Origin of the sequence: Kocuria coralli (genome assembly GCF_008831305.1) — a bacterium.
GTDB classification, from domain to species: Bacteria; Actinomycetota; Actinomycetes; order Actinomycetales; family Micrococcaceae; genus Kocuria; species Kocuria coralli.
This window is the reverse complement of record NZ_ML708611.1, coordinates 87,911-111,187: the sequence shown is the minus strand read 5'-3', so window position 1 is coordinate 111,187 and position 23,277 is coordinate 87,911. Positions and strand designations below refer to the sequence as shown.

20 protein-coding genes and 3 tRNA genes are annotated in these 23,277 nt (G+C 70.4%); 19 read left to right on the top strand and 4 right to left on the bottom strand.

Annotated features, from left to right (window positions below; genetic code table 11):
• Positions 1–40: 40 nt before the first annotated feature.
• Both FCK90_RS02275 and trxA read left to right on the top strand, forming a co-directional pair.
• A tRNA-Tyr gene (locus FCK90_RS02275) sits at positions 41–122 on the top strand.
• A 275-nt stretch (positions 123–397) separates the two neighbouring features.
• Positions 398–775 (top strand): thioredoxin, encoded by a 378-nt coding sequence (trxA, locus tag FCK90_RS02270; protein WP_158032682.1) that lies wholly within the window; start codon positions 398–400, stop codon positions 773–775.
• Between the two features lie 190 nt (positions 776–965).
• Here trxA and FCK90_RS02265 read toward each other — a convergent pair whose 3' ends face one another.
• On the bottom strand, positions 966–1,382 hold the full coding sequence (locus FCK90_RS02265) for a nuclear transport factor 2 family protein (protein WP_246179915.1): 417 nt from the start codon (positions 1,380–1,382) through the stop codon (positions 966–968).
• Positions 1,383–1,530: 148 nt separating this feature from the next.
• Between FCK90_RS02265 and FCK90_RS02260 the strand changes: the two genes are divergently transcribed.
• Positions 1,531–2,082, top strand: coding sequence for a TetR/AcrR family transcriptional regulator (locus FCK90_RS02260; protein WP_181954161.1), 552 nt, complete (start codon positions 1,531–1,533; stop codon positions 2,080–2,082).
• Between the two features lie 21 nt (positions 2,083–2,103).
• On the opposite strand, the gene FCK90_RS02255 is transcribed toward FCK90_RS02260, so the two are convergent.
• The 3 genes from FCK90_RS02255 to FCK90_RS02245 form a co-directional block, all read right to left on the bottom strand.
• Entirely contained in the window at positions 2,104–3,324 is a 1,221-nt protein-coding gene (locus FCK90_RS02255) for a cation:proton antiporter (RefSeq protein WP_158032679.1), read from the bottom strand.
• Between the two features lie 75 nt (positions 3,325–3,399).
• Entirely contained in the window at positions 3,400–4,170 is a 771-nt protein-coding gene (locus tag FCK90_RS02250) for a VIT1/CCC1 transporter family protein (protein WP_158032678.1), read from the bottom strand.
• Positions 4,171–4,277: 107 nt separating this feature from the next.
• Positions 4,278–5,237 (bottom strand): DNA-3-methyladenine glycosylase family protein, encoded by a 960-nt coding sequence (locus tag FCK90_RS02245; RefSeq protein ID WP_158032677.1) that lies wholly within the window; start codon positions 5,235–5,237, stop codon positions 4,278–4,280.
• A 371-nt stretch (positions 5,238–5,608) separates the two neighbouring features.
• Between FCK90_RS02245 and FCK90_RS02240 the strand changes: the two genes are divergently transcribed.
• The 16 genes from FCK90_RS02240 (at position 5,609) to FCK90_RS15640 (ending at position 23,255) form a co-directional block, all read left to right on the top strand.
• Positions 5,609–7,498 carry a DEAD/DEAH box helicase gene (locus FCK90_RS02240; RefSeq protein WP_158032676.1) on the top strand — a complete coding sequence of 630 codons (1,890 nt, stop codon included), beginning with the start codon at positions 5,609–5,611 and terminating at the stop codon, positions 7,496–7,498.
• 161 nt (positions 7,499–7,659) lie between these two features.
• Entirely contained in the window at positions 7,660–9,315 is a 1,656-nt protein-coding gene (locus FCK90_RS02235; RefSeq protein WP_181954160.1) for a sensor histidine kinase, read from the top strand.
• Positions 9,293–9,958: a response regulator transcription factor gene (locus FCK90_RS02230; protein ID WP_158032674.1), complete on the top strand. Its 666-nt coding sequence runs from the start codon at positions 9,293–9,295 to the stop codon at positions 9,956–9,958. Before FCK90_RS02235 ends, FCK90_RS02230 begins: the two co-directional genes overlap by 23 nt.
• A 160-nt stretch (positions 9,959–10,118) precedes the next feature.
• Positions 10,119–11,318: a glycosyltransferase family protein gene (locus FCK90_RS02225; RefSeq protein WP_158032673.1), complete on the top strand. Its 1,200-nt coding sequence runs from the start codon at positions 10,119–10,121 to the stop codon at positions 11,316–11,318.
• Complete coding sequence (locus tag FCK90_RS02220; RefSeq protein ID WP_246179914.1) at positions 11,315–12,610, top strand: glycosyltransferase; 1,296 nt, start codon at positions 11,315–11,317, stop codon at positions 12,608–12,610. Before FCK90_RS02225 ends, FCK90_RS02220 begins: the two co-directional genes overlap by 4 nt.
• Positions 12,610–13,878, top strand: coding sequence for a glycosyltransferase family 4 protein (locus FCK90_RS02215; RefSeq protein ID WP_158032672.1), 1,269 nt, complete (start codon positions 12,610–12,612; stop codon positions 13,876–13,878). Before FCK90_RS02220 ends, FCK90_RS02215 begins: the two co-directional genes overlap by 1 nt.
• Positions 13,879–13,881: 3 nt before the next feature.
• Entirely contained in the window at positions 13,882–15,744 is a 1,863-nt protein-coding gene (locus tag FCK90_RS02210; protein ID WP_220433253.1) for an ABC transporter ATP-binding protein, read from the top strand.
• Positions 15,741–18,431: an aminoglycoside phosphotransferase family protein gene (locus FCK90_RS02205; protein WP_158032671.1), complete on the top strand. Its 2,691-nt coding sequence runs from the start codon at positions 15,741–15,743 to the stop codon at positions 18,429–18,431. The genes FCK90_RS02210 and FCK90_RS02205 overlap by 4 nt, the downstream gene beginning before the upstream one ends.
• 55 nt (positions 18,432–18,486) lie before the next feature.
• Positions 18,487–18,909, top strand: coding sequence for a hypothetical protein (locus tag FCK90_RS02200; protein WP_158032670.1), 423 nt, complete (start codon positions 18,487–18,489; stop codon positions 18,907–18,909).
• A gap of 136 nt (positions 18,910–19,045) precedes the next feature.
• A tRNA-Thr gene (locus FCK90_RS02195) sits at positions 19,046–19,117 on the top strand.
• A gap of 63 nt (positions 19,118–19,180) precedes the next feature.
• A tRNA-Met gene (locus tag FCK90_RS02190) sits at positions 19,181–19,254 on the top strand.
• Positions 19,255–19,351: 97 nt separating this feature from the next.
• The gene (locus FCK90_RS02185; protein WP_158032669.1) at positions 19,352–19,801 is read left to right on the top strand and encodes an FAS1-like dehydratase domain-containing protein; all 450 of its coding nucleotides are present in this window, start codon (positions 19,352–19,354) and stop codon (positions 19,799–19,801) included.
• A complete protein-coding gene (locus tag FCK90_RS02180) occupies positions 19,798–20,277 on the top strand; it encodes a MaoC/PaaZ C-terminal domain-containing protein (protein WP_158032668.1) in 480 nt (159 codons plus the stop codon). Before FCK90_RS02185 ends, FCK90_RS02180 begins: the two co-directional genes overlap by 4 nt.
• Positions 20,274–21,638 carry an MFS transporter gene (locus FCK90_RS02175; RefSeq protein WP_158032667.1) on the top strand — a complete coding sequence of 455 codons (1,365 nt, stop codon included), beginning with the start codon at positions 20,274–20,276 and terminating at the stop codon, positions 21,636–21,638. Before FCK90_RS02180 ends, FCK90_RS02175 begins: the two co-directional genes overlap by 4 nt.
• Before the next feature lie 10 nt (positions 21,639–21,648).
• The gene (locus tag FCK90_RS02170) at positions 21,649–22,776 is read left to right on the top strand and encodes a UDP-N-acetylmuramate dehydrogenase (protein ID WP_158032666.1); all 1,128 of its coding nucleotides are present in this window, start codon (positions 21,649–21,651) and stop codon (positions 22,774–22,776) included.
• Positions 22,773–23,255: a PGPGW domain-containing protein gene (locus FCK90_RS15640; protein ID WP_246179913.1), complete on the top strand. Its 483-nt coding sequence runs from the start codon at positions 22,773–22,775 to the stop codon at positions 23,253–23,255. The genes FCK90_RS02170 and FCK90_RS15640 overlap by 4 nt, the downstream gene beginning before the upstream one ends.
• The last annotated feature ends 22 nt before the right edge of the window (positions 23,256–23,277 follow it).

The window sequence follows — 23,277 nt, the reverse complement described above, 5'->3', positions numbered from 1 at the left end:
GTTCCACGCGTATCGGAGCACCGATATGCTGGAGACCCCCGGCAGATTACCCGAGCGGCCAAAGGGGGCTGACTGTAAATCAGCTGGCATTGCCTACGGGGGTTCGAATCCCTCATCTGCCACCCGCCGAGAGACCCCGGTTCCTTCAGGAGAACACCTAGGAGCCGGGGTTTCTTGCTGTTCAAGGACATGCCGGGGCGCGAACAACCATTCTGATCGTCCGTTCATGGCGAGAGGTCATTTCGGCACTCCATGGTCCGTGATCGGTCGATCCGATGGCCCATGGCCTCCGATGGGCGAGCAGATCGACCGGTCGAGGAAGACATCTGCCGGGAGCGGCGTCCACTCGTGGTGAACGCCACTGACACGTGCTCACTGGATCCGTAGGGTGAAGTCCATGGCTACGGTTGAGATCACCCAGGAAAACCTGCAGGAGACCATCACGGACAACGACATCGTCCTGCTGGACTGGTGGGCCGATTGGTGCGGTCCCTGCAAGCAGTTCGCCCCCACGTTCGAGGCGGCTTCCCAGAAGCACGCGGATGTGCTCTTCGGCAAGGTGGACACCGAGGACCAGCAGGCACTGGCCGCCTCCGCCCAGATCTCGTCCATCCCCACTCTCATGGCCTTCCGCGAAGGCATCCTGGTCTTCTCCCAGGCCGGTGCGCTTCCGGAGTCCGCCCTGGAGCAGGTCGTCGACGCCGTCAAGGGCCTGGACATGGACGAGGTCCGTAAGCAGGTGGCCGAGCAGCAGGCGGCTGATCAGCAGCAGTGATCGACGGCGCCCTGAGGCTACGGTGCCCGGGGCTCAGATGACACGATGAGGGGCGGGTCTTCGCGAAGACCCGCCCCTTGCGCATCTGTGTATCCCGGATGTGTATCCCGGATGTGCATCCCGGAGACGGGTGCGGTCCTCTTCCGGTGGCGCCGATGCCCCCTCTCAATCAAGGATCGGGGAGGGGGCATCAATCGCTGATAGGGCGGGCGAGGGCCTCGGGCTTACCGGAATCAGCGACAGCTCGCAGGGCGCGCTGGAGAATCTGGAGGTCTTCGACGGTCTCGACCGAGGTGACCCTTCCCCACACGAGCGTGATGAACTGGAAGACCGTGTTCTCATAGCGCAGGCCTCCGGGCAGATCGCCTGAAACATAGGAGCGCACCGCGACCCTGGTCCGCCACGGGCCGCCGTCGACGAGGATGTCCTGGAGGTCGAATCGTGCTCCGGGCAACAGCGCGGAGACGCGCTGCCACCAGCGGATCATCGACTCCCGGCTTGTGCGACGGCCTCCGAGGGCGTGCTCGCCGTGGAAGCGGTATTCGAAGGAGGGCGCGAGCCCATCAACCATCGGCATGTAGTCGCCGTCGTTGATGCTCTCGAACACCGCTCGGATCTTGGCTCGGACGATCCGCTTATACATCCCGATCCCCGTTTCGTCGCATGCCGATATAGATTACGTTACTGTTGGTAACACTATGAATCATCCAGGCCGCCCGCGCAAGAGGAACATCGAGCACGACATACTCCAGGCTGTGGCGGAACTCACCGTGGAGAAGGGGTACGGACGGATCACGGTCGACCAGGTCGTGGCGCGCGCGGGGACTAATAAGCCGGCCTTCTACCGGCGGTTCCGTGGCCTCGCCGATGTGGTGCCACGGCTGCTGGCTTCTCGGTACGGGACCGACGAGGACATCGACACGGGGGCTCTCGTCAGTGACCTGGTCGAGGTGCAGCGCCGTCAACGGCGGCTTTTCACCGATCCTGTGGTCACCCGCGGGTTGGCCGGATGGCTTGCGGAGCTCGATGCTGATCCTGATGGAGGTGCGTGGTTCAAAGAGGGATATCTCGGGCCGCGCCGGGCGTACACGCGGAGGATCCTTGACCGCGCGATAGCCAGGGGCGAGATCGTCGCCGACACGGATTCCGGATGGATAGCCGACCTGCTGACGGGGCCGCTCATCATGCACGTCGTCTTGCCGGGGTTGCCTCCTGTCGACGACGCGCTCATCGCCCAGACGATCCACGCGAGTCTGGACGTGCTGGGCTATCGCGCTGACCGCTCCGCGGTCATAGATGCCGGTTGAACCCGGCCGACTCTCGCCCTGTCACCGCGGCTGCGGGCGGGCCTCTGCGGCCTTCTTCGTCAGCAGACCGGCGACGAACGGGAAGACCAGCACCGTGACCACGCCTCCGGTGACCATGACCGATGCCGTGGTCTGGCTGATGAGATCCGAGGAGGCTGCGATCTGGGTGACGGCTACGATGATCGGCAGGCCGGTGGCCGAATACAGCCCGAGTGCCAGCTGATCGCGGGTCTCCGTGAGGCCCGAGCCCGTGCGCGTGAACCTCTCGCGCACGAACACTACCAGTCCGCGTACCAGCGCGATGACGCCCACGAATCCCGCGAGCACCGGCCACTCGGCCAGCACCGCACCCAGGTCGATGCTCATCCCGCTCGTGACGAAGAAGACGGGGATGAGGAAGCTGAAACCCACGACCTCCACCTTATGAGTGATCTCCCGGCCGTGGTCCGGAGCCGCGACGGAGAACCCGACGTTGAGCAGCAGCCCCGCCGTGAAGGCTCCCAGGGCCACGTCCAGGTCGAGGACCGCGGTGAGCAGCATGAGCGAGACGAGGACGAGGACCGTGATGCGCAGGGTGGTCTGCATCGTCGTGTTCGAGGCCCCCACCACCGCGTGACCCAGCCGCGGGATCCTGCGGAGCAGGCGACCGGGGAGCGCGACCGTGATCACCGCGACCACCATGAACGCCAGCAGCACCAGTGCGGCCTGCCAGGTCCCGCGGCTGGAGAGCAGCAGCGACATGGCGATGATGGGCAGCAGCTCGCCGTAGGCGCCATGGACCATGCTCGCCCTGCCGAGCGGACCGTCCATGGAGCCGGAGTCCTTGAGGATCGGCAGCAGCGTACCCAGCGCGGTCGACGTCGAGGCGATGCCCAGCACGAGCGCAACCCGGACCTCGCCCTGGGTGAGCAGCAGTCCAGCGCCCACGCCCAGCGCGGCGCAGAGGACCCACGTGAGAGCCGCGTTCCTGCCCTGCCTGCCGCCCATGTCCGAGGTGCTGACCTCGAGGCCCGCGAGCAGGAAGAGGAAGCCCATCCCCAGCTCTCGCAGGAACTGGACCGGCTCGGTCTGCTCGGCCAGCCCCAGCGCGTGAGGGCCGATGAGCACCCCGAACGCCAGCAGCCAGACGACATCGGGCACGTAGCGTCGCGCGACGATCGCGAACACCGGCGCCGCCGCGGCGGCGAGGGCGATCCACCACACCGACAGGAGGCTGCCGACCAGCAGATGCCCTTCGTCCATGGGCGGAACGCTATCAGCTCACTCCGGGCGGGAGACCCGGTCCCACAGGGGTGTCAGGCGGGTCATGATCGGGCGTCAGCCCATGGCGCCGGTGCCCAGGGCGGAGCCGATGGCAAAGGTGGCCGCCAGCGCCAGGGCGCCCCCTGCGACCAGACGGAGGGCGGCGCGCAGACGGTGCGGCGAACCGCCGAGCACGGCGCCGAGCCAGCCGGTGACGGCCAGGGCGAGCAGGACGACGCCGAAGGTCACGGGCACCGCAAGACCGGCCGGTGGCAGCAGGATCGCCAGGATCGGCAGCAGGGCACCGCCGAAGAAGGCCAACGCGGAGGCGATCGCGGCACCGAGGGGCGAGGGGATATCTTCTTCGTCGATTCCCAGTTCGAAATCCAGATGGGCTTTCAGGGCATTATGCTCGGTGAGATCGGCGGCAGCCGCTTTCGCCGTTTCCTCGGACATTCCTTTTTCGCGCAGTATCTGCACGAGCTCGTCGAATTCCTCGCGCGGCATTTCTTCGAGTTCACGGGTCTCGAGCTCGATCAAAGCGTTCTGCGAATCCTTCTGAGAGGAGACGGAGACATATTCGCCCAGGGCCATCGAGAGGGCGCCGGCGGCGAGAGCCGCTGCTGCCACAAGGGCTACCGCGCCGCGGTCGGTGGTGGCCCCGGCCACGCCGACGACCGTGGCGGCAACGGAGACGATGCCGTCGTTGGCCCCGAGCACGGCGGCGCGCAGCTTGTTGAGCCGCTCCCCGTAGTTGCCGCCCTGAGGCTCCCGGTGCGCAGAGGTGCCGGGCGGGTGGACGATGTCGGGGTGGGCATCGGGATTCCTGATATTCGCTAGAGTCATACCCATATTAAAGGCCTCACCCCGTGGAAATACTAGCCAGGACAGGCTGGTCTTACCCCGCTCTGCTTTCAGCAGGCCTTTTTCGCCGGAGGCGGAATAGGTGAGGCTTACTTATCCCGGTGGTCTTCCGGCGTGAGCTTAGGACCCTTCGCTTGAGGCCGCCATCCAGTGGAATACATTAAACGCACGACGCGCTGCCGGTTCCCTCGCCATGGCTCGAGGATCTGCATCATCCTGGCGTCGTCGGAGGGCCGTCCGTCGAAGAACTCGGTGACGTGACGGGCCAGGTGGTAGTCGTAGACGCTCACCGAATCGGGATCGCCGTGGGAGACCTGGAGGGTCTCGGCGATGGTCCACGGGCCGACCCCCTTGATGGAAGCCAGTGCCCGGCGCAACCGGTGATCCAGGTTCGCCTGGTTCCACCGCTCTATCCCCGCCGCGCGCGTGACCACGTGCTGAACGGTCTTGGCGCGGGCGGGATCGACTCCCGCGCGGTGCCAGGACCAGGAGGGGACCCGGCGGATGGCCTGGGGAGTAGGGGCCACGGCCATCCCGGCCGGCGCCGGGCCGGGAGCGGGATCGCCGTGCACGCGCACCAGCCAGCGCTGCGCCCCGACCGCCTCCCCGGCCGTGACCCGCTGCTCGAGGACCGCAGACACGAGGGCATCGACCAGGCGGCCCGTTGAGATGAGGCGTATGCCGGCATGGTCCCGCCGGGCGCGGCGCATGCGCTCGGGCAGCAGTTCCCAGCTGTCCGAGGCCAGGAACCCCGACCAGTCGTCGTCCTCACCGGTCCACAGGGGCGCCTCCGCCAGGAACTCGTCGGCACGGGCTCCCCACGCCTGCACCACGACATCGCGATGCAGTACCGGGCCCGGGCCGGTGCGGGTGAACCGCGCCGTCAGGGGCTCGGCGTCGACGCGCGTGGTGATCCACACCGCGCCGTCGTCGGTGATCCGCGCCGTGGGATGCGTCCTGCCCCGGGTGAGCACGCCCATGGTGGACGGCAGGTCGAGGGGGGTGCGCGGCGTCCACCGGAGATCGGCGTAGGGGACGGCGGTAGGCATGCGCTCATCATGGCACCGGCCCCCGACATCGTTCCCCGGCCACTCGATACCCCGGTGTGGTGCAGGCGATGGGTGTCGGCCGTCACCTGCTGTATCCAGCCGGGTGCGCACTGGGATATCGTGGAGGGTATTCATTCCGGTCCATTCCCTGGATCAATCGTGCACCGGCAGCATTTCGGCGCCGGTGGCTGGTGGTTCATCCACCTAGTCCTGCCGCCCTTCCCGCACCCTCTTGCGGACGGGGAGTCGCGGCCCATGACTTTGGGCCCGCCCTGGAGCGGTTTCCTTACTCGGGGAGCGCCGGAGCCAATGTGGAGCACCTGCCGACCTCGCCCGGGTGTCGCGTGCTCCGACCCAGAGGAGCCCCCATTTTGACCAGCCCGACCCATGAGCCTTCGACCGTCGAGTCCAACGACGACGACCTCACCACCACCGGACCCGCGGAGACCACCGAGGAGTCCGGCCCGACCTTCGCCGACCTCGGGATCGACGCCCGGGTCCTGGCCGCCCTGGAGACCATCGGCTACGAGAAGCCCTCTCCCATCCAGGAAGCCACCATCCCCCTGCTCCTGGCAGGCCGCGACGTGGTCGGCCTGGCCCAGACCGGAACCGGCAAGACCGCTGCGTTCGCGGTTCCCGCATTGTCCCGCCTGGCCGAGCTGGCCGACCTGAACGGGCCGAGCGCCTCCACCAAGGTCCTGGTGCTCGCACCCACCCGTGAACTGGCCCTGCAGGTGGCCGAGGCCTTCAGCTCCTACGCCGTGAACCTCGAGGACTTCACCGTCCTGCCCGTCTACGGCGGTTCCTCCTACGGCCCCCAGCTCTCCGGCCTGCGCCGCGGCGCCCAGGTGGTCGTGGGCACCCCGGGGCGCGTGATCGACCATCTCAAGCGCGGTTCGCTGACGTTCGACGACCTGCAGTACGTCGTGCTGGACGAGGCCGACGAGATGCTGCGCATGGGCTTCGCCGAGGACGTGGAGACCATCCTGTCCCAGACGCCGACCGAGAAGCAGGTCGCGCTGTTCTCCGCGACCATGCCCCCCGCCATCCGGAAGATCGCACAGCAGTACCTGCGCGATCCGGAGGAGGTCACGGTCAAGGGCAAGACCACCACGGCCAAGAACATCCGCCAGCGCTTCCTGCAGGTCATGGGCCCGCACAAGCTCGAGGCCATGACCCGGCTGCTCGAGGTCGAGGAGCACGACGGCATCATCGTGTTCGTGCGCACCAAGGCCGCCACCGAGGAGGTGGCCGAGAAGCTGCGCGCTCGCGGGCACGCCGCCGCGGCCATCAACGGCGACATCCCCCAGCAGCTGCGCGAGAAGACGGTCGACCAGCTGCGCGAGGGCAAGATCGACATCCTCGTGGCCACGGACGTGGCAGCCCGCGGCCTGGACGTCGAGCGCATCTCCCTGGTGGTCAACTACGACATCCCGCATGACACCGAGTCCTACGTCCACCGCATCGGCCGTACGGGCCGTGCGGGGCGCGACGGCGACGCGGTGCTGTTCATGACCCCTCGCGAGAAGTACCTGCTGCGGGCGATCGAGCGGACCACCCGCCAGCCCGTCGAGCAGATGCCGATGCCGACCGTCGAGGACGTGAACGCCACCCGCCGTCAGGCCTTCGCCCAGGGCATCACCGACGCGATCGAGGGCGAGGACCTCAGCTTCTTCCGGGGGCTGGTCGAGGACTACGTCGCCGAGCACGACGTCGACCCCGCCGAGATCGCCGCCGCACTGGCAGTCATCTCCCAGGACGGCCGCCCGTTCCTGGCCGAGGAGCTGCCCGAACTGCCCAAGCGCAAGGACCGGGAGCGCCGTCGTCAGGACGGCGACGGCGAGCGGGGAGGCCGCGGCCGCGCCCCGCGCAGCGAAGAGGGCAAGGCCACCTACTGGATGGCAGTGGGGCACAAGAACCGCGCGGCGCCCGGTGCGATCGTGGGTGCGCTGACCAACGAGGGCGGGCTGAACGGCAGCGACATCGGCGCGATCGAGATCCGCCCGTCCTTCACCCTGATCGGGCTGCCCGACGACCTCAGCCGCGACGACCTGCAGCGCCTGCGCGAGATCAAGATCAACGGCCAGCGCCTGGACATCCGCCTCGACCGCGGCCCCAACTCAGGCGGTGCGGGCCGCCCCCGTGGCGGCGGCTACGGCGACCGTCCGCCGCGTGCCGGCCGCGGGCCGAAGGGCAAGCAGTCCTTCCACCGCAACGACGGCGGGGACCGGCGCAAGTCCAGGCCCAAGAAGAACTACTGACACTCCGCCCGGTGGCGGACCCGCGTCCTCGCGGCTCCGGCACCGGGAGGTTCATGAGGCCGTCCGCCTCGTCCCGTGACTGACCCCGGCCCGCCGGGAACAGCCGCGGAGCGAGGCGGCGGCCTCATCGTCGTCTCATGGGGAACTCGTACCCTGGGTCCATGGCGGCGGCACGGTGGAGGACGGTGCGGACGGAACTCCAGTCCGTCCGCTCCCGCGTGCTGGCCACCGTCATCCTGTGCATGGCCCTGACCCTGGTGCTGGTCGGCGGGATCACCCACTACCTGCGCCTGGTCGACCTGGAGGAACGCGTCGAACGCGAGATCCTGCAGGAGGTCAGCGAGCTGCAGCGCCTGGCCGACCGCCGGCCGATCGACCCCGAGGCGTCCCTGCCCGACAGCCGTGTGCCGGCGGAGGGCGAACCGTTCACGGATGTGGACCATCTGCTCTATACGTTCATGACCAGCACGGTCCCGGGCGAGTACGAGAACTTCATGGTGATCCTGGACGGCCAGCCCGCCTACGAGTACCTCGACGAATCGCGATTCCGGCTGGACCAGCCCGAACGCGTCGCGGTCGTGCAGGAACGCGCACGGCCCGGTCAGACCGTGATCTTCGACCACGAGCTCGAGGGGCGGTCCCTGCGCATCGGCGTCATCGACGTATCCGTCCCCGGGGACGACCGCACCGCCTACCTGGTGATCGGCACGGACCTGAGCTCCCAGCGGCAGCTCATCACGGACTCGTGGTGGCGCTATCTGGGGATATCGGCGGTCATGCTCGTGCTGGGCACCCTGGTCGCCTACTTCCTGGCGGGCCGGGTGACCGCCCCTATCACCCGACTGCGCGAGGCCGCCGAGAGAATCACCGTGGACGACCTGACCCAGCGGGTTCCGGTGTCCCGCACCGACTCGGATGTCGGGCAGCTGGCCCATCACTTCAACTACATGCTGGACCGGATCAAGGACGGCTTCGACCAGCAGCGGCAGTTCCTGGACGACGCCGCCCACGAACTGCGCACCCCGCTGACGATCCTGCACGGGAATCTCGAGCTCATGGACGCGGAAGACCCCGGCGACGTGCAGGAGACGCGGGCGATGCTGCTCGACGAGATCGAGCGGATGAACCGCCTGGTCGAGGACCTCCTGCTGCTGGCCAAGTCCCAGCGCGCGGATTTCGTCCGCCCGGAGACGATCGAGACCGGAGACTTCCTCCGGGATGCGATGGACCGCCTCCCCGCGCTGGGGGACCGCACCTGGCGCCTCGAATCGGTGGTCTCCGGGCCCATGGTCGCCGACGGCCAGAGACTGACCCAGGCGGTGATCCAGCTGGCGGCGAACGCCGTCAAGTTCTCCTCGCCGGGGGACACCGTCGCGCTGGGGGCGCGGTGGTCCACCGTCCACGATGACCCGCCCGTGCCGTCCGGCGGAGGACCGCGGAGATTTCTCGAGCTCTGGGTCCGCGACACCGGCGTGGGCATAGCCCCCGAGGACCAGAAGCGCATCTTCGAACGGTTCGCCCGCGCCGAGGCGGGGCGGACCGTGGAGGGAGCGGGCCTGGGGCTCGCGATCGTGTCGGCCATCGCCGAGGCCCACGACGGGACCGTCCGGCTCCGGTCCCAGCCGGGGGATGGATCGACCTTCACCCTGTGGATACCGCAACGGTCCGCCGCAGCACCCGTCCGCCTCACCGCGCAGCCGAGGCAGGGCGCAGGGGAGGCCCGAGCGGAAGCTCCCGTGGTGACCGAGCCACTACGCACCGTGCCCTCCGGGGTGCCCGGAGGAAAGGAACCCGATGGCCAATATCCTGATCGCTGAGGACGAGGAGCGGATCTCCCGTTTCATCCAGAAAGGCCTGAGAGCCTCGGGATTCACGACGACGGTGGTCGAGGACGGGGCCAGGGCCCTCGACTATGCGGCATCGGGGGAGTTCGACCTCCTGATCCTGGACGTCGGGCTGCCCGGGATGGACGGGTTCAAGGTCCTCTCGGTGCTGCGCAGCACCGGCAGCGCTCTTCCCGTGATCATGTGCACCGCCCGCGACTCGGTCGAGGACACCGTCCACGGCCTGGACAAGGGGGCCGACGACTACCTGGCCAAGCCATTCCGGTTCCAGGAGCTCCTGGCCCGCGTCAAGGCCCGCCTGCGCAACTCGGCGCCGGCGACCGTGGAGGACGAGCTCCACTACGGAACCCTGTCCCTGGACGTCGGCAAGAGGTACGCGGTCATCGGCGACGAGCAGATCGAGCTGTCGGCCCGTGAGTTCTCCATCGTCCGGGTCTTCCTGGAGAACCCGGGTCAGGTGCTGTCCCGGGGCCAGCTGCTGAGCCGGGTGTGGGGCTACGACTTCGACGGCGCATCGAACGTCGTGGACGTCTACGTGCGGTATCTGCGCAACAAGCTCGGTGCCGAGAGATTCATCACCGTCCGCGGCGTGGGCTACCGGCTCGCGGAGATCTGAGCGCGCTTGTCCTGCGGACCGCCGCACAAGATGAGAACGCTTTCATCAAGGCCTCATAACCTCATCACCTGCAGCCGCCATGGTGGGACCGACTCGTTTTCGGCGACGTTCCCCGGAAAGAAGACGAGCGACGGCCGGAGAACGGATGAGGAGAGCACCCATGAGAACCGACGCGCTGCGGATCCTGCTGTACTCCCACGACTCGCAGGGCCTGGGCCACACCCGGCGCAACCTCGCCCTGGCCCACGCTCTGGCACGCCGGCTTCCGGAACTCACCGGACGCCCCGTCACCGGCCTGCTGCTGACCGGTATCGACACGGCGACCTCGTTCGAGAAGCCCGACGGCTTCGACTGGGCGGTCCTTCCGGGGATCGCCAAGGACTTCGCCGGGTACGGCCCCCGCAACCTGGAGATCGGGATGAAGCACCTGACGGCGCTGCGCTCGGGCATGATCGACGCCGCTCTGTTCGGCTTCCGGCCGGACCTGGTGATCGTGGACCGGCATGCCTGGGGAGTCGCCGACGAGCTGAGGGGCCCGCTGGCCCGTCTGCGTGCGCAGTTCCCGGACACCCGCATCGTCCTCGGCCTCAGGGAGGTCCTGGACGCTCCGGCCGTCACCGCCGGTGAGTGGCGCAGGGTCGGCGATCTGGACGGGTTCCGCGCCGTCTACAGCGATCTGTGGGTCTACGGCGACCGCGGGGTCCACGATCCGGTGGCCACCGGTGAGATCCCCGCCGAGCTCGCAGGACTGGTCAGCTATACCGGCTACCTGTCGGCCGGCCGGCCCCTCGGCGAGAGCGTCAGCGAGATGACGAAACCGTATATCGTCTCCATGGCCGGCGGCGGGGCGGACGGGATGTCGCTGCTCACGGCCGCCGCCCGGGCCGAGGTCCCGCACGGTTACCGGCACCTGGTGATCGCCGGCCCCCAGATGCCGGCCCCGGGCGTGGATCGCATCCTGGCCGAGGCGGGTCCGCGCACCACGGTGGTGGGCTCGGTGCCCGATGCCCTGGCCGAGGTGGCCGCCGCTGCCGCCGTGATCTCGATGGGCGGGTACAACTCGACCGCCGAGATCCTCACCACCAATACCCCGGCGCTGATCGTGCCCCGGGAACGGCCCCGGCAGGAGCAGCTGATCCGTGCCCGGGCCCTGGCCGCGCGCGGCGCCGTCGAGGTCCTCAGGCAACGGGACCTGTCGGCGCGGGCCCTGAGCGACTGGATGAGCGGGGCGGTGGGAACCGTGCGGCTGCGGCACGACCTCGACCTCGGGGGACTGCACGCGGTCGGCGGACTCGCAGCCCGGGCGCTCTCGGAGACCCCTCGGCCCGTTGCGACCCCCGGAGGAGTCCCGTCCCCATGACACCCCTGAACCCCATGAACGATCGCAGCCAGGTCCAGGAGACCGAGCACAGGGTCGGATACGTCCTGAAGGTCTACCCGAGGTTCTCGGAGACCTTCATCGTCACGGAGATCCTGGCCAGGGAGGCCCTTGGCGAGCACATCGAGATCTTCGCCCTCCGCCATTCCACCGACCCCCGGTTTCATCCCGAGCTGGCCAGGGTGCAGGCGCCGCTGCACTACGTCCCCCGGCCGTTCAAGGCCTCCGAGGCCTGGGAGGTCATGGCCCGCGCGCAGCGCGTCATCCCCGATTTCGGACGCCGTCTGGCCGCCGCGCTGCCGGAGCTGGCCGAGACGGATGCCTCGGAGGTGCACCAGGGCGTCGAACTCGCCACGATGGCGGTGGAGCGGGGCATCACCCACCTGCACGCCCACTTCGCCTCGTTGCCGGCGCACGCCGCCGAGATCGCCTCCCGGCTCTCCGGGGTGCCCTTCTCCGTGACCACCCACGCCAAGGACCTCTTCCACGAGTCCGTCCAGCACGATCGCCTGGCCCGCACCCTGCGCCGCGCCGAGCACACGGTGACCATCTCCCGGTACAACGAGGCCTTCCTGGACTCGGCCTTCCCCCACGACTCGGACAGGGTCCACCTGATCTACAACGGACTGGAGCTCGACCGGTTCCCCTACCAGGACCCGGCTCCCGCGGGAGGAACCCTGCACGTGGTCGGCGTGGGCAGGCTCGTCGAGAAGAAGGGCTTCCACGTGCTGATCGAGGCCGTGGCCCGCGCTCGCGCCAGCGGTGTGCGGCTACGGCTGACGATCGCAGGCGGGGGAGAGCGCGAAACCGCCCTGCGGGAGCTGGCCGCGGCCGAGTCGGTTACCGACGTCGTGGAGTTCCTGGGCCCGCGGACCCAGCGCGAAGTGGCCACGTTGCTGCGCAGCGCCGACGTGTTCGCGGCACCGTGCGTCATCGGAGCCGACGGCAACGCCGACGGACTTCCCACGGTCCTGCTCGAGGCGATGGCGATGGGGGTCCCGGTCATCGCCACGGACGTCACCGGTATCCCGGAGGTGGTGCGCAACGAGCACCCGCGGACCGGGATCCTGCTGAGGGCCGGTGACGCCGAGGCGCTGGCCGGAGCGCTCGCCACCGTGGCGGAACCGGCCTGGGAACGGGTGGCCGTCGCCCGGGCGGCCAGGGACCTGGTCGAGCGCACGTTCGACTCGGCGGTCCAGGCGGCCGCGCTCCAGGCACTTCTGCCCCCTCCGGCGGCGGTGCCGGCGACGATCGCGAGCGAGCGGGTGTCCTGATGCGCGTGGCCTACATCTGCGGCGACCCGGGGATCCCCGTCTTCGGGACCAAGGGCGCATCCGTCCACGTGCAGGAGATCATCCGCTGCTGGCGCGCCCTCGGCGCCGAGGTCCACGTCTACGCCACCCGGATCGGCCGGCACGTGCCACCCGATCTGGCCGATCTCGCGGTCACCCACGTCCCCGTCCCGGAGGCGCCCCGCGGGGACGGCCCGGCGGGCTCCGGGGAGCACAGGCGGGAGAGAGCCGCGCGCCGGGAGCAGGCGCAGAAGGAGGCGACGCGCCTGATCGCCGAGCAGGTGATCGCCGCGGGCGCCGACGCCGTCTACGAGCGCTACTCCTTGTTCTCCTCCGCTCTGGCCGAGGTGACCGAAGCCCTGGGCGTTCCCGGCATCCTGGAGGTCAACGCACCGCTGATCGACGAACAGCGCACCCACCGGGACCTGATCGATGAGCGCTCCGCCTACGCCGCGCTGGATCGTCAGGTGGCCGCTGCCACCCGGACCGCCTGCGTCTCGGCGCCCGTGGCCGACTGGGTGCTCTCCACGGTCCGCCGTTCGCCCGCGACGGAGGAGGCCGCCCTGCGCCGGCGAGTGCTGGTGGCCCCCAACGGGGTCAACGTGGACCGCATCCGGCCTTCTCTGGACTCTCAGGTCCTGGAAGCGCAGGTCACGGACCCGGCGAGCTCGGCGGGCTCAGCAGGGCGGGCCCCCGTCGTCGTGTTCGTGGGGACCCTGAAACCGTGGCACGGGGTCGAGCACCTGATCGCCGCGCGGGGCCTGGCGCGGGAACGGTGGCGGCTGAGGATCGTGGGCGACGGCCCGCAGCGCGCCGCCTTGCAGGACCAGGCCCGTGCCGCGGGAGTCGAGGCCGAGTTCACCGGAGCGGTCGTGCCCGCTGAGATCCCCGGGCACCTGCTCGACTGCGCCGTGGCCGCCGCACCTTACCCCAGCACCGCGCAGAGCTCCGATCAGTACTTCTCGCCGCTGAAGATCTACGAGTACTGCGCGGCCGCCCTGCCCGTCGTCGCCTCGCGGGTGGGCCAGGTCCCCGAGATCATCGACGACGGCGCCACGGGGGTTCTGGTGGAGCCCTCCGATCCCGCCGCACTCGCCCAGGCCATCGACGAGCTCGTGGCCGACCCCCGGCGCCGTCGGGCCATGGGCCGCACCGCGCGCGCCATGGCCGTCAGCGAGCGCTCCTGGGACCGTGTCCTGGCCACGGTCCTGGAAGGGACCGGGCTGGAACCCGCCGGCGGGCGGGGCTGACCCGTGACGCCTTCCAGACGGAGAACGGGACACGGCGCCAAGAGGATCGAGAAGCGGGCGCTCGCGCGCACCGTCGCGCTCATCAGGCCCCATCTGGGGGAGCACAAGTGGCTCATCCTCGGCGGGATCTGCGTGCTCCTGCTGGAGGTGGCGTTCCGGGTGCTGGAGCCGTGGCCCCTGAAGATCGTCATCGACGCCGTCACCCGCTCTCTGGGCGCGGACGCCAGCGCGGTGGACCCCTGGATCCCCGAGGCCTCTTGGGCGCTGCTGCTCGCGGCGGGACTCGCGACCATCTGCATCGTGGGCTTCCGCGCGCTGTCGAACTACCTCGCCACGGTGGCTTTCGCACTGGTGGGCTCGAAGGTCTCGACCGTCCTGCGCGCGCGGCTGTTCCGCCACGTCCAGGGGCTCTCGGACCGCTTCCACTCCGGTTCCAGGGCCGGGGACACCGTCCAGCGCATCGTCGCCGATATCGGCAAGCTCCAGGAGGTCGCGGTCACCGCGGGGCTCCCCCTCCTGGCCAACGTGATCACCCTGGCCGCCATGTGCGTCGTGATGCTGATCCTGGACTGGGCGCTCGCCCTGGTGGTGGTGGCAGCGGTCCTCGCCTTCGCGCTGATGAGCCGCGGATCCTCCGCCAGGATCACCGAGGCCTCCCGGAAGACCCGGAAGGGCGAGGGGGACCTGGCCAATACCGCGCACGAGTCGCTGGGCGCGATCCGCGTGGTCCAGGCCTACGGCCTGGAGGAGCGCATGGCCTCCTCCTTCGCCGCGTCCAACGAGCTGGCCCTGTCGCAGGGGGTCCGGTCCCGCCGCCTGGCCGCGGGACTCGAACGGTCCACCGACGTGATCGTGGGGGTGGCCACCGCGATCGTCCTGGTCGGGGGCGGCTACAGGGTGGTCCAGGAGCAGATGACCCTGGGCGATCTGGTGCTGTTCACGACCTACCTGAAGACCTGCATGAAACCGCTCCGGGACATGGCCAAGTACACCGGGCGCATCGCGAGGGCCTCGGCCTCCGGCGAGCGCGTGGCCGACCTGATGGACATCACCCCCGATGTCCGGGATGCGGAGGGTTCCCCCGCGCTGGGGCCCGTTCACGGGGAGATCGCCTTCCGCAACGTCGACGCCGCCTACGGCGATCCCGCGGACCCCCACCGTCCCACGGTGCTCGAGGACATCGACCTGGTGATCCCGCCGGGCCAGCACGTCGCGGTGATCGGGCCGTCGGGGTCGGGGAAGTCCACCCTGGTCTCCCTGCTGGTGCGTTCGATGGACCCCGCCCGGGGAACGGTGACCGTCGACGGCCAAGACCTCCGTTCGCTCAGCCTCTCCTCGGTGCGCAGCGGGGTGTCGCTGCTGCTGCAGGAATCGGTGCTCTTCCACGGGTCCATCCGGGAGAACATCCGCATGGGGCGGGAGGAGGCCACGGACGCGGACGTCGAGTCCGCGGCCAGGGCCGCGCAGGCGCACGACTTCATCCTGGGCTTCCCGGACGGCTACGACACGGTGCTCGCGGAGCGGGGCTCGACCCTCTCGGGCGGACAGCGCCAGCGCATCGCCATCGCCCGGGCGCTGCTGCGCGACTCCCCGATCGTCGTGCTGGACGAGGCCACGACCGGACTGGACCCGCACTCCACTCAGGCGGTCGTCGACGCCATCGCGGAGCTGATCGACGGGCGGACCTCCCTGGCCGTCACGCATGACGCCGCCATGGCCCTGGCCTCCGACCGGGTGCTGTGGATCCAGGACGGCAGGGTCCTGCTGGACGGGACGCCCGAGGAGCTCCTGGCCGGCGGAGACGGAACCTTCGCCGCCTGGGTGGCCCAGCAGCAGGCCAGGGAGAGCGACGAGGTTCGCCGATGAACGCCGCCGACCCGCGCGCCGCGAACCGGCTGCTCCCCGATGCGGCGGCCGACCTGCCGGGAATCGAGCTCATCCTCGAGGCGCAGCGCCTCAGGGAACGGTTCCCCGAGGCGCTGCCGGGGCCGGTCCGCGCGGGCTACCTGCGCTTCAAGCCCGGGGTCTCCGCCACAGCCCGGCTGGACCTGCTCGACGACGACGGCCTGCCGACCGGGGAGATCCGCTGGGTGGGCGTGTACTCGCCGCGATCGGGCAAGAAGATCGCCAAGGCGCGGCGAAGGGCGCAGCGTCTCTACGGAACGGCGGGCCGGGAGCTGATGGAGGTCCGGGACCTGCCGGGGCACCCGGGGCACCGGGTCGTCCTGGGGCGCATCGCCGCCGACCCCAAGCTGGCCGGCTGCCTGCGTTCCGTCCTGGGGGAGCGCGCCTTCGCCCTGGGAACGGCGGGATCGGGGGTCCCCGTGCTGAGGTTCAATCCGCAGCGACGGGTGGTGGTCACCCTCGACGGCGGCCGGGCGGCGGCACCGTCGGAGCGGCCCGGAGACGGCGAGAGATCCGCCGCGGGCCCGCCCGTCGTCGCCAAGATCACCGCGCTGCCGAGTGCGGTGGACCCCCTCCTGGTCCAGCGGCTGTCCCGCAGCGGTGTCCCCGTTCATCCGCTCGTCCCGTGCCACGGGACCGAGGCTCCCGCAGCCTCGGAGCACCTGCGCTGCTCCGAGTGGTTCGGCGACGGGGACCTGGCCGCGCTGGCCCGACGGGAGGCCCTTCACGCCGGGAACCGGCCGGGGGACAGGACCGGGTCGGCCGCCAGGGCCGCAGGCGCGGGCCTGGCCCTGCTGCACGGCGCCAGGCTCCGTCCCGGGCCGTCCCGAACCGACGGCGGGTCCGAGGGCGAAGGGGATCCCGGACCCGGCCGCCCGGCGCCGCCCGACGACCCGGTCTCACGGCTGCGCGCGATGGGCACCGACATGCGGACCCTGGATGCGGGCCTGGCGGATCGGTTCGCAGACCTCGCTGCGGCCGCGGTGGCCCGGATCGAGGCATCCACGATGCGCTCCGGAGCAGAGAGGCAGGCGGGCCCGGGGCTCGGCGGGTTCCCTCACGCCGTCTCGGAGCAGGCCCTGCTGCACGGGGACTTCTCGGCCGACCAGGTGCTGGTGGACTCCGGCCGCTGCGGCGACGCGGCGGGCGGAGCCGGTGAGACCCGTGCCGCGGTCGTGCTGACCGACCTCGAGCGCATGCGGTGGGGACGCAGCGCTGACGACCTGGGCAACATGGTCGCCGTCGAGATCCTCGAGGGTCTCTCCGCCGGTGGTCCCGCCGGTCCTCCCGATGATCTTCCCGAGGCCGGAGGGGGCGAGCACCGGACGCCCGTCGCGGAGGCGGTCATGGCCGGATACCGGGACCGGGCGGCACTCCTCCATCGGAACGCGCCACCGGAGGCTGAGATCTGCGCCTGGGCGGCCTACCATCTGCTGCTGCGCGCGATGGGCCCGTTCCGCAACTGCTCACCGGACTGGCGTGCCGAGACGGCCAGGATCCTGGACGTCGTGACGTCGCTGGTCCATGAGGACGCCGGGGCTCCGCCGCGCACGGCGGAGGCCGCAGCCTGCTCCGGCGCCTCCACTGCTCTCGTGCCGGCGACCCTCCCCGATCCGCAAGATCCACGGCAGCACCTGACGATGGTGAGGGCCTGGCCCAAGGGCGACGGGAGGATGACCGCCGAACTGCTGGACGCCGACGGCCGGGTGCGGGCGGCCAGGGGCGTCCCGGAGAGCCCTGACGCCCTGACATGGACCGTGGCGCCCTACGGCGAGGATCCGAGGCTCCCGGCCCTGACCGGGCTCTCGCGGTCGGGGCGGCTGGTGGTGCACCGCCACGGCCGCCGTGCCGTCGTGGCTCTGCCGGACCGCTACGTCAAGGTTCTCGCCCGCGGCGCCGCCGCCGAGGTCGCACGGGGCTCCCGCGGCCTGTACGCCCTGGCGACCAGCGCCGGTTTCACCGCCCCGCGAGTGCTCGCCCATGACGAGGACACCGTGGAGTTCTCGGTGCTGCCGGGCCGCAGCCTCCATGCCCTGGGCATGGCTGATCAGCGGGATGCCTACCTCCGGGGTCTTCACGCGTGGGCGCGGCGGTGGCCGCGTCTCGTGACCGCGGACCCGGCCCCGTTCGAGCTGCCCGAGTTCACCGTCGCCGACGAGATCAGGACCCTGGAGACGTGGGTGGCCCGGGTCGGGATGTTCCCCGGCATCCTCGCCGTGCCGCAGGAGCAGCTCGCCGCCCTGCGGGACGGCGTGGCCCGGGAGCTGTCGGCCCTGCCCGCGGACGGCGGCACGACGCGGGGCGTGCTGCACCGCGACCTGCACGAGAAGCAGCTGCTGGCCCACGGAGACTCCATCGGGGTGCTGGATTTCGACACCGCCGCTGTGGGGGACCCGGCACTGGACCTGGCCAACCTCGGCGTCCATCTCGAACTGCACCGGGACCAGGGCGTACTGAGTCCTTCCCTGCACGAGGAGGGCCAGCGGGTCGTGCACGAGGTGGCATCCGGACTTGGAGTGCCGTCCGCCCGGTTGCACGCCTACGGGCTCTCGGCCCGGCTGCGGCTGGTCTGCGTCTACGCCTTCCGCCCCCGGTGGCGGGAACTGGCCGCGGCGCGAGCGCGCTCACTGGAGATCACGGCTCCATAACGACTGGCCGGCCGTTCTCATCGTCGTCTTATCCGGATCCGGGACCATGGGTGCCATGAAGGTTCTGTGGTCTGCCCTCAGCCTGGTCGTCGTCGGCGTGCTCGCCGCCTTCCTCTGGAATGCCGCCGCGACGACGACGGGCAGCGAGACCTTGCACGACGGCGTCGCGATCGACGGCGGCCCCTCCGGTGAACCGACTCCGGACGCCACCACCGCGACGCCCGCCGAGGCGGAGGAAACCAGAACCGCAGAGGCCCGGGATCCGGCCGAGGACTCGACGACGGAACCCGCGGATGCCGGTGTCCAGGCACCGGCCGCCGAAGCCCCCGTGGTCGAAGCCCCCGCGGGCCCGGATCCCGCACCTCCCGCCCAGGTCCCGGTCCCGGTGCAGCCGGCCCCGCACGATTTCGACGACGACTGGGACGAGTGGGACGACGATTGGGACGAGTGGGATGACGACGATTGGGACGACGACTAGACCGGCGGGACGAGGCCCCTGCGGCACTCCGGCGGGTGCGGTGGAGGCTTGCGCCTTCGCACCGAGCCGCTGCGAGGGGCCGTGCGCACCACGCATTTTTGCGTTGCCCCCGCAGCCTGTTACAGTATTCCGCGTTGCCCCGATAGCTCAGTGGTAGAGCGCCATCTTGGTAAGATGGAGGTCCCGGGATCGATTCCCGGTCGGGGCTCTCGTGATGAGGGCCCGTGGGTCGTGTATTGCGCACGATTCCACGGGTTTCCCCATCCACCCTGGCGGTGTAGCTCAGCTGGTTAGAGCGCACGACTCATAATCGTGAGGTCGACGGATCGAGCCCGTCCACCGCTACGGACGGAAAGCCCGCGATCCACTCCCACCGGAGATCGCGGGCTTTCCTTATGCTGGGCTTTCCAGCCCGATCACCGTCCGTGAGAGGAGCGCCTTCGTGAGCGTGAACCCCGACGTCCTGGGGCGGACCTATCCGCCCATCGCCCCGTACCAGGTCTCCCGCGAGGCCGTCCGCGCCTTCGCCGACGCCGTCCGCGCCGAGAGCCCGCTCCACCGGGAGGTGGAAGCCGCCCGGGCCGCCGGCCATGCGGATCTGCTGGCCCCGCCGACATTCGCGATCATCGTCGCGCAGCGGGCCGAGGCCGCGGTCGTCGGCGACGAGAGCGCGGGGATCGACTTCTCCCGCGTGGTCCACGCCGATCAGCGGTTCACCCACCACCGTCCGATCGTGGCGGGCGACGAGCTGAGCGCCGCCACCACCGTCGACGCCGTGCGCGCGCTCGGTGCCGGAGCCATGGTGACCTTCCGCACCGAGATCACCGACCTGGACGGGAACAAAGTCTCGACCGCCCTGTCCTCGCTGCTCGTGAGAGGAGAGGATCAGTGAACATCACGTTCGAGTCCCTGGAGAAGGGCCAGGAGGTCGCCAGCCGCACGGTGGCGCTGTCCCGCGCCGACCTGGTGCGCTACGCCGCCGCCTCGGGGGACTTCAACCCCATCCACTGGAACGAGCCGTTCGCCACCTCCGTGGGGCTGCCCAACGTGATCGCGCACGGCATGCTCACCATGGGCGCCGCCATGCAGGTGGTCGCTGACTGGACGGGCGATCCGGCCGCGGTCGTGGACGTCCAGACCCGGTTCACCAAACCCGTGGTGGTCCCCAACCGGTTCGGCACGGAGATCGAGCCGTCCACCGGGCTGAACATCACCGCCAAGGTCGCAGCCCTCGACGAGGACGAGCGCACCGCCCGGATCGACCTGACCGTCACCGCGCCCGATCTCTCCGACCCGGCTGTGCCCGCAGAGGACGCGGCAGCGCTGAAGGTCCTGGTGAAGACCCAAGTCGTGGTGGCCTGCCGATGACGGCCGCTCGCGGGCGCTCGCTGCGTTCGTGGACGGCAGCGGTCTTCGCCGTCTACTTCGCCTCGGGACTCGCGACGTCAGCGTGGCTGACCCGCATCCCGTCCATCGCGGACTCCCTGGGACTGGGCCCCGCCGCCCTCGGCGCGCTGCTGCTGACCCAGACCGTCGCCGCCTTCGCATCGGTGTCGGCCTCCGGGGTGATCGTGCTGCACCTCGGCGCCAAGCGCACGCTGGCGCTGTTCTCGACCATGGTGGCCGTGGGCCTCATGGTGCTGGGCGCGGGCGTCACCTTCCTGCAGTCCCTGCCCGTCACGGTGGTCGGCCTGCTGCTCTTCGGTCTGGGCTCCGCCACGTGGAACGTCGCGGCCAACGTGGAGGGCACCGCGCTCGAGAGGGGGCTCGGCCGGTCGATCATGCCCATGATGCACGGCTTCTTCTCCATCGGCACGGTGCTGGGAGCCGGGGTCGGGTCGGTGGCCGCAGCGACCGGGGTCCCGGTCGTATGGCACGTGAGCGGCATGGCCGTCGTCGTGTTCGCCCTGGTCTGGAGCTCGCTCCCGTACCTGCAGGGGGCGCAGCGGGAGGCCCTCCTGCGGCGTCAGGACCTCCAGCCGATCACCTCGCAGCTGACCATCATCACGGGGACCCTCCCCGTCGTCTCCCGTGACGACGACGGCGTGGCACGCACCCCGGGAGATGGGCCCGATTCTTCCGGGAGCCGGTCCGGTGCGGCGAAGGACGGCGAGACGCCGTTGTCCATGCGAGCCGCGTGGAGGGATCCGCGGACGGTCCTCGTGGGCATCTTCGTCCTGGGAATGGCCCTGACCGAAGGGGCCGCCAACGACTGGGTGGCGCTCGCGCTGACGGACGGATACGGGGCGGCGGAGTCCCTCGGCGCCATGGGGTACGGGATCTTCGTGGCCGCCATGACGACCGGGCGGATGAGCGGCACCTGGCTGATCGACAGGTTCGGGCGGATCTTCGTGCTGCGCATCGCGTGCTCCATGGCCCTGGCCGGCCTGGCGGTCTTCGCGTTCTCGCCGTCCCTCACGGTGGGGCTGATCTCCCTGTTCCTGTGGGGCCTGGGAGCCTCGCTGGGTTTCCCCGTGGGCATGTCCGCCGCGGCGGACGATCCGGTGAAGGCCGCGGCGAACGTCTCCGTCGTCTCCACCATCGGGTACGGGGCCTTCCTGGGCGGGCCGCCTCTGCTGGGCCTGCTGGGCGAGGCCGTCGGGGTGCGCAACGCCCTCGCCTTCGTCATGCTCTTCGTGGTGCTGTCCTTCCTGCTGATCCCGTGGCTGCGTCCGCTTGAGGCTGAGCGGGAGGGGCCGAGCGGGCGGGGCGGCACCCCGTCTCGCTAGGATGGCGGGCATGACCGCCGCACCGCGTCCCGACCTGGCCGACCTGACCACCACCGCCGTCGGCGGTCCGATGAGCGCTTACGTGCGCGCGGAGACCGAGGAGGCGCTGGTGGAGGCCGTCCGGTCCGCGGACCTGGCCGGCGAGCCCGTGCTGGTGGTCGGCGGGGGCTCCAACCTGCTGGTCGGCGACGCCGGTTTCGACGGCACTGTCGTGCACGTGGCGACCCGCGGCATCCGCGTGGATCACGTCTCCGACTGCGCCGGCACCTTGGTGACGGTGGCCGCCGGGCACCCCTGGGACGAGATGGTGGCCTGGGCGGTGGAGAACGAGCGCGTGGGCATCGAGGCGCTCTCGGGCATCCCCGGCACCGTCGGAGCCACCCCGGTGCAGAACGTCGGGGCCTACGGATGCGAGGTCTCCCAGACCATCGCCCGCGTGCGGGTCTACGACCGGGAGAGTCAGCGCCGCACCTCGTTCGCCTTCGCGGACCTGGGTTTCGGCTACCGGGACTCCTACCTCAAACGCACCACCGTCGACGGCTCCCCGCGTTATGTGGTCCTGGACGTCCAGTTCCAGTTCACCCACGGCGATCTCTCCAAGCCCGTCCGCTACGGCCAGCTGGCCGGTCACCTGGGGGTGGAGCTGAACCAGCGCGCCCCCCTGACGGCGGTCCGGCAGGCCGTCCTGGAGCTGCGGGCAGGGAAGGGCATGGTCCTGGACCCGGCCGACCGGGACACCTACAGCACCGGGTCCTTCTTCACCAACCCCATCGTCCCCAGCGGGCAGGTGGAAGGCCTGGTGCCCGACGACGCCCCGCGGTTCCCCGTGACCGACGGCTCCGGGCAGCCCGTTCCCGGCTTCACCAAGCTCTCGGCCGCCTGGCTGATCGAGCACACCGGGTTCCGCAGGGGTTTCGGTCTCCCCGGCAGTCGCAACGACCGGCTCGATCTCGACGGTGAGGCCGTCGCGGGTGGGCGGGCCTGTCTGTCCACCAAGCACACGCTCGCCCTGACCAACCGCGGCACCGCCACCGCAGCGGATCTCGGCCGGCTGGCCCGGGTGGTCCGCGACGGGGTGCGCACCGTCTACGGGATCGAGCTGGTCCCGGAACCGGTGCTGGTGGGGCTGCATTTGTGAGTGTCCGGACGAGGACGGCGCCGAACCCCGCGGAATCGGATCTCGCCGATGACATCCGCAGGGGCCAGGACCGCGGTCATCCGATCAGGAAACGGGTCGAGCAGTTCCAGCGGTGGTCGCACAAGGGCACGAGGTTGCGGCGCATCGCCGTCCGCGGGTCCATCGCGTTTCTCGGAGCCTGCCTGTTCCTGGCGGGGGTGGCGATGCTGGTCCTGCCCGGGCCCGGCTGGCTGTTCATCTTCCTGGGCCTGGGCGTGTGGTCGATGGAATTCGACTGGGCGCACCGGCTCAACCACTGGGCCCTAAAGCACCTGAGCATCTGGTGGGCCAGGTGGCAGGCCACCCCGGTGATGAGGTGGTGGCACTGGTGCGTCTCGGGCGCCCGCCGGCACAAGTCCGAGAACGCCGAGGGCGCGGCAGCCCAGGCCGCGGGGGAGCCCGTCCGGTTCTCGGCACGCAACAGCGGCCCGGGTCAGTAACCCGGGCCGCCGTCGAGATGCC